Origin of the sequence: Dialister succinatiphilus YIT 11850 (assembly GCF_000242435.1) — a bacterium.
GTDB classification, from domain to species: domain Bacteria; phylum Bacillota; class Negativicutes; order Veillonellales; family Dialisteraceae; genus Dialister; species Dialister succinatiphilus.
Genome location: NZ_JH591187.1, coordinates 215,853 through 228,624, shown reverse-complemented (window position 1 = coordinate 228,624; position 12,772 = coordinate 215,853). Strand labels below are relative to the sequence as shown.

At 50.7% G+C, this 12,772-nt stretch carries 3 protein-coding genes; all 3 read right to left on the bottom strand.

What is annotated here, in order from left to right:
* Positions 1–973: 973 nt before the first annotated feature.
* Positions 974–7,723 carry a two-partner secretion domain-containing protein gene (locus HMPREF9453_RS00935; RefSeq protein WP_008858679.1) on the bottom strand — a complete coding sequence of 2,250 codons (6,750 nt, stop codon included), beginning with the start codon at positions 7,721–7,723 and terminating at the stop codon, positions 974–976.
* Positions 7,724–8,366: 643 nt separating this feature from the next.
* The gene (locus HMPREF9453_RS00930) at positions 8,367–10,121 is read right to left on the bottom strand and encodes a ShlB/FhaC/HecB family hemolysin secretion/activation protein (RefSeq protein ID WP_148363666.1); all 1,755 of its coding nucleotides are present in this window, start codon (positions 10,119–10,121) and stop codon (positions 8,367–8,369) included.
* A 1,541-nt stretch (positions 10,122–11,662) separates the two neighbouring features.
* Entirely contained in the window at positions 11,663–12,502 is an 840-nt protein-coding gene (locus tag HMPREF9453_RS00925; protein ID WP_008858675.1) for a hypothetical protein, read from the bottom strand.
* Between the last annotated feature and the right edge of the window lie 270 nt (positions 12,503–12,772).

Below are 12,772 nucleotides of genomic sequence, written 5' to 3'. Positions count from 1 at the left end.
TTCTTAAGATGGATGGGTCTTCGGCCCAAGGGTTCTTAGGTTTGACGGGGCCTTTGGCCCCGAGGGTTGTGGATTGCCCTTCGGGCAATGCTTATGAAGTCAGCGTTACGGGATTGGCTGTCTGTGTCATATGTGACACAATATCCAGTGCCACCTATTTTCTCGTTTCCCCTTGAGGGGAAGTCCCGCGAAGCGGGAAAGGGTGTACGGGGCAGAGCACCGATAGGATGCTCCATCGCGGTCCTGACCGCCAATCGGCGGCCCCCTAAGCGAAGCGATCCACAGCGAACACATTTTGCACTATCTTACCACCTTCCACACCGACTTCGCTGGATGGCGTCTCACTGGATTCGCGGGTCGCGGGGCTCCCCTATGAATCCAGTTCGCTTGCACACCCTTCGCCACTTCGTGGCCCTCTTCCCCTAAAGGGGACGCAAGAACGTTACGGGATTTACTTTCGGTGTCATAGGGCTTGATTGGCATTCTGGTGATTGGCTCGCTGCGCTCGCCACCCCCTATCCGGGCTGCGCCGGACTTCCCCCTATGCAGGGGGCAGAATAAAGCACCGCGAAGCATTCCTTTCATAAGTCGCTCACAGCATAACGGAGCTTTATAGTGCCCCCGCTTGCGGGGGAAAGGTGGTGGCGCCAGCCACCAAAGGGGGAATGCATTTCTGACGCCCGCAGGGCGGTTGTGAAGGTTTTATACAAAATGGCGCCTTCAATAATTCATAGGCGCCCTACAACAACCCTCGCCCCTAAAGGGGAAACGACTCACTATGATTTGTGCGTCGCTTTGCTCCTTCAAATCATGTTCGCTGTGCACGCCAAAGGCGTGCCAAACTTAAGCCCCTTAAGAACCTTCGGCCCAGCGGGCCGTCAACCCTCAAGCCGCATAGAGCCCCTTTCCTCAAATCAAAAACTCCTCCCTTGAAAAAGAGAGGAGTTTTTTGATTGCCCTGGTTTCAGGTAAATCAGTTGAAGTAGATGTACACGCCTTTGAGGTCGATGAGGTCCAGGCCCATTTCTGTGTAGCCCACATAAAGAGCTTTTTCAGAAAGGGACACGTTTTTGGTCTTATCGCCTGCGCGAACCATTTCTTCTGCTTCCTTGTCCTGCGGATAGACTTTGAGGGAAACGCCGTTGTATACCAGCTTGAAGGTACCGCTTCCTGTTTCTGTGGAAAGGGTGGTGGTGAAGGTTCTTTCTTCATCAGGTACCTGGTCCGGTTCCGGCAGTCTCATGCCTGTGGCAGAGAGAACGAGTCTGTCCCCCTCTTCATTGTGTTCCACGCCATAGGTGCCATACTGGCCTACCTTTGCATCTTCCACGCGGAAGACAGGAAGAAATGTTTCGATCTTGTTCCGCGGGCGATAACCGCCGCTGTGGGCCCATACATCAGGCTTCACAATGGGGTTGAAGGTGAGCTGGACGATACCGGTGGGATGGTAAATGTAGTTGCCAATCTGAGTGCCGTCGGAAATCTGTTTTCCATCGATAAAGCTCTTGACACCAAAAGTCCTGTCAGCGTAAGAAATCATATCGCCATAGGTTTTATCGAACAAAACATCTTTGCCCCATACATCACCATTGGCCAGAGAATCATTTTTTACATCCCAGCTAAGGTTATCCAAAGTTGAACCAGTACCGTTAGCTCTAGTCGTAATATCCTTCGGGTTAACGATGATATCGCCTTCCACGGTTACCTTGTAGTTCTTGTAGGCATCTGTGCCATCTTTATGGATGATACCGCCACCGGTATGAATCAGTTCGCCGGTATAGGTTCCTGCATCTGCAGTGACCGCCTCAGAACTATTCTTCTTATTGTCAGCCAGGCTCTTGGCATATTCTCCATCAGCCTTGATATCAAACTTCAAATCCTTCGTAAAAATCGTGTCACCATTGGCCAGCTGGCCTTCAGGCACGGTAGCTTCTTTATAAATTCTATCTGACGAGCCGTATTTCTGGGTCATCGTGTTCTTGATAGTAATTTCTTTTGGGTTCAGTGTGACGGAACCAGCTTTATCCTGTACCACATCATAGTTGTCCAGGGAATTTTTGAAGTCCGTAGTAATGTCATAGCTGTCCAGGCTGCCGTCCGCCTTGTACTTCACATCATTGGTCCGAGTGTCGCTCAAAAGGGCCCCAGAGGTGTTGTGGATGCCGATTTCAGAAACCAGATCTGCCAAGTCATCCCCGTTCTTTTCCCCCATAACCCTGGTGGCACTGTCCAAGTCTTTCTGCACTTCCCCGACATCCCCATAGGTTTCCGTATAGTCGCCAGTGGACAGGTGGAGGGTGGCCTTCTTGATAGTGGCATTGCCGTTTTCAATCTCGATGTTGTAGTTCTTGAGTGTCTTGTCCGTGGTCCCTTCCAGGTAGTATGGCCCGCCGTTCACCGTCTTGGTCACCTTGCCGGCCTGTTTTTCCTCTGTCGAGGCATCGCCCGTATTGGTATAGGTGATATCGCCCGTGCCGTACGTCCCCTTGAGGGCGCTCGTCACGACATCTGAAACATCTCCATTCGTCAGGCCTTCGATCGTGTTAGCATTATATCCATACTCTTTGGTCTCGAAAGCCGTGCCGTAAGTAGTGGAAACGTCGTTCAGTTTCACCTTCACAGTAGCTTTCTTCACCGTGGCCTTGCCGGTCAGGTCAGAGTTCACTTCATCAATTTCGTAATTCTTGGCCGTATCCCCCTTCAGGGTAAACGTTCCTGTCAGACCATAGTCTCCTGCATTCTGGGTCTTGACAGCAGAATTGTTGGGATCAGACTTTTCTCCGCCATTGGAATAGGAAACTTCAATTTGATTGTTCCTTACGTTGTCCTCTGAATCCCCATTGGTGTTTCCAGACAGGGTATAGCTGTAAGGAGTCCAATCACTTGTCCCATAGGTGGTGCTGGTATCTCCTACAGTCAAGGTCAGTTTGGCCTTTTCTACCGTGGATTTTCCGTTGGTGATATGGACGGTATAGTCAGAGAGTTCCTTGTCCTTGCTGACAGCCCCCTGGAGTTCATAGGTCCCGGCATTCTGAGTCTTCACTTTGTCATTGCTGGCATCCGTTTTCGCCCCGGTATTGGTATAGCTGAGGAATTGATCTCCCAGTACAGAATCCGGGGTATCCCCGTTCACCAGACCGCCTTCTTTTTCATCAATCTTGTAGGTATACTGGTCCGTGTCAAAGGCCGTGCCATAGGTGGTGGACACATCCCCCACCGTCAGGTAAAGGTTTGCCGGGTTTACCGTGATGGTGCCGCTGCCGGTGACCTCATAGTTGGCGGAAGCATCGCTGCCGTCGCTACCTTTTACTCCTGCGCCAGACGTCAGATACTGGTTTTCATAGATGCCTTTATGGGCTGTGGTATTGCTGCCCTTGCTGGTGGCATAGGTGCCTTTGGTGGCAATGGTATAGGTGATGTCACCGGCGTTCAGGGTATCCCCGTTCACCAACTGAGTGCTGTAGTCCTTCGTCGTCCTGCTGGTCACATCAGCTTTGCCGTAGGTCTGCGTAGCATCAGTATTGATGGTCAGGGTCTTCCGGAGGATTTCAATATCGCCGTTGATCGTGTTCAGGTCATATCCGTTCAGCGCCTTGGCCCCATTTTTCTCCACATTGAATACATAGAAGGCCTTGTTCCCATCAGAAGCCTTTTTGTCTTCGTCCCCGTTGGTCCGGGTGGCCCCTGGCTCTGCCCCACCACTGGAAACAGCCACGGCATCCTTTCCGGTTTTGTTTCCATCGGAACTGGTCACGTAGATCAGATAATCGGCTTCGTTAAAATTGCTGAACTGGGTCACATCGACATCCTTGCCGGTGGAATCCTTATAGGTGGCTGAGGTGCTCAGCAGATTTCGCAGCTGGTCCTCGTCAAGGGTATCCCCATAGGTCTTCTGCTGATTCCCACCGGAAATGGTGATCACCGGAGTCACCTGGAAGATGAACTTGTTGCTGCTGGTATCAGTATAGGTGCCGATATTATGACCAGCTGCATTTATGTCAAATTCATCAGTGGTAGATTTCCTAGTTGATTCCGAAGACCACTGTGCATTGGTTTTACTATTCAGATTGTCCCCCAACTTGGTATCATAGTCGCTGGGAGAAGCTACATAGACCTGCCAGGTGCCCTCTTTATTCACTTTACCATTTTCGTCCTTGACTACTCCAGTAGTAATAGCCGAAGATCCTTGGGTTTCATTGATAAAAGCGCCGGTCTTACCCTGGGCATCCACAATAACAGCACCATTCTCCGTACTGCCAGCAATGAGCGTGCCGTCATCTTTTTCCTTATCGCCCTCATGCTTATTGTTTCCAACGGTATAATCGTTTTTATTGCTGTTGGCTGTGCTTTCAAGTTTAATGACACCATTATCAACACCATTATCAGCAGTCGATGTTAACTTGATTTTACCACCATTAGTTACCTTACCGTTTTCATCTGTCTTGCCGTCAGCTGTAATACCATGTACAGTAATATCTCTTGCGGCAGTAATAGTCACATTATCTGTAACTACGGAAGAATCCGTATTTACAGTTTCTGTAGACGCACCAGAAGAGATGCGTCCTCCGATTGTTACATTTTGGCCTTTGATAGTGACACCATGGTCTGCATGAATGGTTCCCATGTTGTAATCTGTAATTTTAGAGCCACCGGTTGTTACATCACCTGTAGTATTGACAGTAACCGTGTCAAGTTTCTGGCTTCCACCAATGTTTCCCTGCAGATTAACTGCACCGTTCCCTGTATTAATCTTCAGACTGGAATTGGCCGAGTTGGTTTCACGCACAAAGCCAACAGTCGTTTCACCACCAAAATTAGCATCGTCCCACTGGTTATCACTACCATAGCCAACAGTAAGGAACGGACCATTATCATCAGGCTGATGACCAACTAAATTGGTAGACCAATGTGCTTCGCCAAAAACGCTTTGCCCATAATTGTTGGAATCTTTTTGTACATCTGTCGAGGAAGTATCCCAGAATTTGGTTCCTGTACCGATAGCCGTATCATTATAGGTTGATGCATTATCTGTTGCCAAACCTTCCGGCCCGGTAACCCAATAGAATCCATCTGGATGTGTCGGATCGGCAGGATACCAAGTAACTACATTATACGCATCATTCTTTTTATTACGATTCCGAACACCAGAACCTCTGCCACCGGCCCACATAATATGCGCACCATTTGGCGTAGTCAAAGAATTTTCCAAGCGAGTAGTAATAGTAGCTAAATAGCTATCCCCCACTTGGTCACCATTTCCTTTAGAACCTGTTGATGCCATTTCTTGAGCTACATACCAGTTATGTGCTAAATAGCTAGTGATATCCTTTCTCAGATTCACCTTTTCTGCATCAGTAAAAGCACTATACTTGGTTCCATGAGGATATCTGGAATTAAAATTATTTTTGTTCCCATATGTATTTTTCAAATATGTTAAAAATGCATCAATAGTCATGCTGGACTTACCTCTCACAATAAAGGAATTAAATCCCCAGCCAGCCTTTTTGGTTAGATACCATTTCGGATTAGAAGTGGTTAACGTATGTGAAAAATTAGTTGTGTCCTCTTTATCTCTATTATTATTCGTATTATTGGTAATAAACTGGTCTGCCTCATCTGCTTCTTCCGTCGATAAAGGCCTGAATACATAATGCAGTGCATTACCATTTGTTGCATCAGGATAATAAACTGCATCATACGTCCATGTTAGATTACCATCTTTATCTTTAGAATAATTAATACCCTTATATTCATACATAGGCACACCTTCGGTGCCATTCAAAACTTTATCAACGTACCCATTGATTTTCTTTATAACCGCATCATCAGAAGTTTTATTCCAGGTATCGGTATCAGCATCGTAATAATAGTAGTCATAGCTGTTCCCAGAGTTTACAATTCCGGTTACAGTCAGAGCTCCGCCATTGGTTTCCAAATTCAAAGTACCGCCATTGAGGCCAATAGCTACTTCCCCGTTCAGCGTGATAGCGCCGCCGTTGGTTTTGATGAAACGGTTTTCCGCCTGCTTAGCAGTATCTTTTCCTCCAAAATAGGTACCAACAGTGGATCCATCATGTTTGGGACCATGTTTGGGACCGCCGCCAACCTTAACACCATTATAGGTGCCATAATTTTTCTTGTCTGCATCACTGGTTCCATATGTATGGGTGACATTGCCGCCGGTAGCTGACTTGAACCAGCCTCCGTTGGTGGTTACATCCGCATTCATAATAACCGCACCAATGTTATCGCCATCAGTATCGGCATTGAGCATAATGTTCAGGCCCTTACCACCGGATTTAGCCGTAATATTTTGATTGATGGTGATATTCCGGTTAGCTTCCAAAGTGAAGGTGGGATTTTTGCTGGCAGAACTGGAAACTGTGATATCAATAGGAGATTCAAGCGTAATACTAGCTGCACCACTGGAAGAAATCGCCTGAATCATAACATCAGTTCCATTAGACAAAATATTTCCCACCTGGTTTGAATCAATCCAAGTGGTAGAATTGTAGGAATTATTAGCATTCTGCCCAGAAGGTGGGTCATTATAGATAACATTATTTTTTGTTTTCCCGTTGGTATCCCCTACAATCGTACCATAGTTATGATCAGCACTGGACGGTTTAGTCGCAGAAATAACAACTTCCAACGGGTCCAGAAGCCACGTACCATGACTGCCCCTATTGCCACTTGCGTCGATGTTGAGGTTATCCCCCAGGTTCAGCACGTCGCCGGAGGTTTCGATTTTGCCGCCGTCCACATTGCCGCGGGCGAGGAGGTTTGTGCCGTCGTGGACGATGGTCTTTTCACCGATGACTTTGATATTTCCTGCGCTCTGGCCATCTTTCATGCCGGAGGCGTCGAGGGTGCCGCTCACTTCTACCTGGCCTTTATCGCCGCCGTCGAGGAGGATCTGGCCTTTTTCGTTTTTGCGGAGGGTTCTGGCCTGGAGGGTGCCGGAGTTATTGACCACGGTGCTCATCACGTCGGAGGCGCTGTCGGCGGTCATGACGATGGTACCGCCATCGGCGGTGATGGCGCCTTTGTTGAGAGCGGAGGCTTCTGCTGTTTTGCCGTCGACGGTGAAGTTCAGTTTGCCGTCGGCGTCAGGAGTCAAGGTAAGGGTGTCAGCTGCTGCCAGAACTGCGGAGCCGCCGGTATTGGAAATGGTGCCGCTGTTTTCTACTTTGGCTGCATGGAGAGCCACCAGGCCCCCTTCGGCTTTAATGGTCCCTTCGTTGATGATTTTTCCATCAGAAACGCCGCCCAGGCTGAAAGCGCCTGTGCTGTTTCCGAATTCTTTCATGAAATTATCCTTCACCTGGGCAGTGGAGGCCACCAGGCCCCCTACGTCGATGGAGGCGTTTTTACCGATAACCACGCCATTGGGGTTCACCAGGAGCACGTGGCCATTGGAAAGAAGACTGCCGTCAATGACGGACTGCTGATTCCCGGTGACCCGGTTCAGGGCCAGGGCGTCTTTTCCGGGCTGCTGGAAACGGACGGTTTCGTCCTTTCCTACGCTGAAGCCGGTCCAGTCCATGGCCAGGCGTCCCGAGTCCTGGCGAATGGTCATTTCCTTCCCGTTCTGGGTGACGGAGCCGGAACCGGAACGGACGACTCCGCCTTCCGGCATGGCATCCACGCTGGATGCACCCAGAGAAAGGGCAGACATGACCAGAAGAGCCAGTGTCTTTTTCCAATGTCCATAGTTGTGCATTTTCGTTTTCTCCTTATATATGATGAATTGGTTTTGAATGTGTTTGACAGCGCCTTTGGCGCTGGGGGGTCTTAAGATTGACCGGCCTTTGGCCGGAGGGTTCTTAGGTTTGACAGCCCTTTCAGGGCTGAGGGTTGTGGAAACGGCTGTCGCCGCAGTTTATAGCCGCCTGACGGCGGAAAAACCAAACAACCGGGCTTCGCCCGTGGAAATGCACCCCTTCTGCCTACGGCACCTCCCCCGGAGGGGGAGGTTTGCTCTATGCTTAACTTTTATCTCATACGTTATGAACTGCATTTCGGAGATTAGCCGCCTGCAGCGGCTTTTCCCCCTTTGGTACCTACGGCACCACCTTCCCCCCGCTGTGCGGTGGGACTATAACCCGCCGAGAAGCAATCATTTCATAAGTATCTCAAGGCATAGTATCGCTAGAACTTCCCCCTTCGGGGGAAGTACCGCCGCAGGCGGGGATAGGGGTGCATTTCCAACGCCCCCAGGGCGGTTTGCATGTTTTGCCTTCGCCCGCCAGGGCGGTTGTATGGTTTTATACAAACTGGCGGCGCAGCCGCCTACTACCACCCTCTGAACCCTGTGAACCTATTGAACCCTCTGAACCTTCAGGGAAGCTTCGCTTCCCTGTCCTTTAGAAATAGAATCCGCCGCGAATCCAGAAGCGGCCGTTGTTGTGGCTGGTGTCGGATACGGGGTCTTCGGCGCCCAGTTTCCATGCGTAGTCGGCCCGGATGAACCAGTCCTGCCAGCGCTGCCAGATAATGCCGATGCCTGCGCCCTGGAGGTTTCTATGGTTCTTCGTACCGGAGTCTCCTCCGTTTCTATCGATCCACACGCCGCCGTGTTCTGCGTAGAAGGCAAGCTGGAGCTGCTGGTCGTAGGCTTCCAGGGGAATGAGCCAGCGGTATTCGGCTCTGGTAATGTAGCCGCTGTCGCCGGAGCCTTCACTGGTGGGATAGGCCTTCACGCCATAAGGGCCGCCCAGGGAGAAATGTTCCGACGAATCCAGCGGGGTGAAAGCGTACTGTCCATAGGCAGAGAGCAGGAGGTAGGATCTTTCGTTGATGTTCTGATGCCTTTCGATATGTCCCCGAATCTTGGAGTAATCGCCGTTGGTGTCGGGGTCGCCGGCCATCCAGCGGGCGTAGATGTTATCGGAGTGGAAAGCCCGGTTGTTGATATGGCCCAGTTTCCAGTCCAGACGCCAGTCTGTCATACCCGCCGTGTCCTGGTCGTCGCCGTAGAGGGAGAGTACCAGGGCGTTTCCTGTCTTATCGCCGTAGGTGGCGTCATAGGCTCTGTATTCGTCCTTGATTTCACTGTGTTCGAAGCGGAGGCCGGTGTACAGGTTATGGCGCCGGCTTCTCCGGATGGCATAGTCCAGTCCCAGAGAAGTGACCCGGGAGGTGCCTACGCCTTTATACATGGCCCATTCGTCGCCCATGTCGTAGCTGAATACGTTGTATCCTACGGTGAGCTTCAGGCCGTCCTTGGCAAGGGGCGTGATGTAGTTGGTGCCCCAGTTGAACATATGACGGCCGGTGGTGGAAATGGATGCCATGAGGTGATCTCCGTTTCTGGCGGGATTCCAGAAATCATAGTCCAGAGAGTATTCATTGTAGCCCATGGCCCGGCTGCCGTAGTTATCGGCAGACACCAGGCCGTGTTTCCCCACATAAGGCTCTACAGTCATATCCAGTTTCACGGTGCCCGGCCGGCTGCCCCGGCTTAAAGCCACACGGGCATCGGCGCCGGCCATGTCGGATACCAGCCACACCGCTCTTTCCAGCTTGTCCCTGGTCACATATTCCCCTTCCTTCACGGCCTGGGCCTGCTTTCTGATGGCGCTGTCCCGGATATTCGTCTTGTTCGTAATGGAGGGAGTATCAAAGCGTCCCACTTCCACATGGTAGTGAACGATACCGGCAGTCACGTCCTGGGGCGGGATATAAGTCTTTGCCACGATGTATCCCTTTTGGCGGAAATAGCGGGTAATCCTGTCCGCCCCGTCCTGGATATCCCTGAAAGAGAGATTCTTTCCTTTCTTGTCAGCCAGAAGGGCCTTCAAGGTGTCTTCAGAGTAAATATCCTGTCCATCGATGGTGAAATCCTTCACCAGCACCTTTTCCGTTTCAGGAATGTTCAGGGACGGCTTTTCTTCCTCCTGATTTTCCACCCTGGCCTCGCCGGTCCGGGTCTGGGAAATCTGACGCTGCCGGTCTTTCCATTCATTTTGCCGCATCAAAGCCTCTGCCTGATTCCTCCCTGCCTCCATAGCCGTGCGGGCAGAGTCCGGAATAACCGGCGGCTCCGCAGCCAGCGACACAGCCGGCATGGCAGCCATGGCAGCCAGAACAAGGACCAATCTCCCTTTCTTTCTGTTCATGATAACGCGTTCCCTTTCCATCTGTTTAGTGAATGTAAAAGTAAAAAAATGACGTCCAACAGACTGTATATACACAATTCCTACCTGCATTATACGCGAAAAATGAATTGCATTCAAGAAAATCGATTATAAAGCGGGGTATAAATGCCCTTGAATTTCGTCACTTCTTTACCATGCTAAATCTATATTATTCGAATTAAGCGGTCTAAATCCTCTGAATTCTCAATTATTTAAAAGCACATCGATTATTATAGTTGATGTGAAATGCATATTCAATGGTATGTATATGTTCACTGCATGATTCGATATGGCCTTAATTTAGAATAGAAATAAATTATTATTAAGAACATGATTTTGTAAATGCTATGCTTATAAGGCAGAATATTCAGTAATATCTGTATTTTACATATCATTCATTCAAATCTTGTCCCCTATGTCCCTCTTTACGATTTCCAGTAATCAATGAATTCAGAAGACATAGTATGCTATATTGATGTGTTAGAAATTTATTAAGTTTATGTCGGATAAATGTTTCGAAGGGGGGCTTAAGATTGATGGGCCTTGGACACACCTTCGGTGTGAGGGTTGACGGGACTTCGTCCCGAGGGTTGTGGCCGCCTGATGGCGGCAGGTTGTGTAGAAGGGTTGCGGAAAAAGGTTCTTAGGATTGATGGGCCCTTTCGGGCCCAAGGGTTCTTAAGTTTGACGGCCCTTCGGGCCGAGGGTTGCGGATTGCCCTTCGGGCAATGCTTATGAAGTCAGCGTTACGGGATTGGCTTTCTGTGTCATGTGTGACACAATATCCAGTGCCACCTATTTTCTCGTTTCCCCTTGAGGGGAAGTCCCGCGAAGCGGGAAAGGGTGTACGGGGCAGAGCACCGATAGGATGCTCCATCGCGGTCCTGACCGCCAATCGGCGGCCCCCCGAGCGAAGCGGTGCACAAAATGTAGTGAGTCGTTTCCCCTTTAGGGGGGGCGATGAGTATTATAATGCCGCCTTTCGGCGGTCACGTCCATATCGAGTATCATAATCATTCTTACCCTCGTACACCCCTTCGCCACTTCGTGGCCCTCTTCCCCTAAAGGGGACGCAAGAACGTTACGGGGTTTGCTTTCGGTGTCATAGGGCTTGAAAACAATTCTGCTGACTGGCTCGCTGCGCTCGCCCCCCTTTGGTGGCTGCGCCACCACCTTTCCCCCGCAAGCGGGGGCACTACAACCCATGCTAAACTTAGAGTCACTTATGAAAAAATTGCCTCACGGAGCTTTGTTCTGCCACCGCTTGCGGGGGAAGTCCCGCGCAGCGGGCAAGGGGGAATGCCTTTTCCTCGCCCGCAGGGCGGTTGTAAAGGTTTTATACGAACTGGCGCCTTCTATAAATTTAGAGGCGTCCTCCACAACCCTCAGCAGCATAGCCGCTGTCAAACTTAAGAACCCTCGGGGCCACAGCCCCGTAAAACTTTAGAACCCTCAAGCCCGTCAGGGCTTGTCCATAGCGTCCATAAAAAAAGCACCACCCCGAAGGGCAGTGCTTTTTCTTTCTATTTTTCTTTTTCTTCAAGCGTAGGAGCCGGGTCTTTCTGGACCAGGAGCAGAGTGCCGTGGATTTCCTGGTCCTTCACTTCTTCCGCTTCTGCGGCGGTACAATATGTCCCGTCTTTGCTGGTCAGGGCTGCGTAGGCTTCTTTGGCTCCACCGCCGCTTCGTTTGAAGATAAGGATTTTGCGGTCTGAGGGAAGGTGCAGTTCGCCCGGCGCCGCTACCAGAATAGGGGCGTGGATGACAGAGATGGCCTGATCTTTTTCCCAGTCCTGGTCCTTTTCTTTCAGAATCAGGAGGGTGTCTCCGCCGGTGCCACTGGTATAAGGGCCCTGCACGAGGACCAGGGCTTCCATTTTCCCGTCGTGGTCAAGGTCCATGAAGTTGTAGGAGTAGTGGGTGGTTTTCCAGTCCTTTTTGGGAATGTCGAAAGCGGAAATGACGGCCCTGCGAATCCCGTCATTGGGCCGCACTTCGGCATCCAGGGTGCGGTCAGGTCCCTGTTCTTCCGGTGCCGGCTCTTCTTTGGGGCTGCTGCCGCCGGTCAGAATATCCAGGATATCTTTCAGTTTCTTATTTTTCTGTACATCATCGGACTTCAGGATTTCGCCCAGAATGACGCTGCTCATGCCTTTCCAGTCGAAGCTGCTGTCATTCCCGCCCTTCCTGTAAGCCTCTTTCAGCTGCTGGAAGAGAAGATCCAGGTCCTTATCTGAAATCTTCCCCTCCTCCACCGCTTCTTCTGCAGAGGACAGGGTATCGGACTTCGCTTCCGCCGGGAAGGAAATGGTAAGAGCCGCCAGCAGGGCTGCCGCCAGGGCTATGGGTTTTATGTATGTCATGTGATGCAACTCCTTTGCTTTGGACACACCTGCGGTGTTAGGGTTCAAAAGGTTCAGAGGGTTCAGAGGGAAAGGTTCTTAAGATGGATGGGCCTTCGGCCCAAGGGTTCTTAAGTTTGACGGGGCCTTTGGCCCCGAGGGTTGTGGAAACGGCTGTCGCCGCAGTTTATAGCCACCTGACGGCGGAAAAACCAAACAACCGGGCTTCGCCCGTGGAAATGCACCCCTTCTGCCTACGGCACCTCCCCCGGAGGGGGAGGTTTGCTCTAT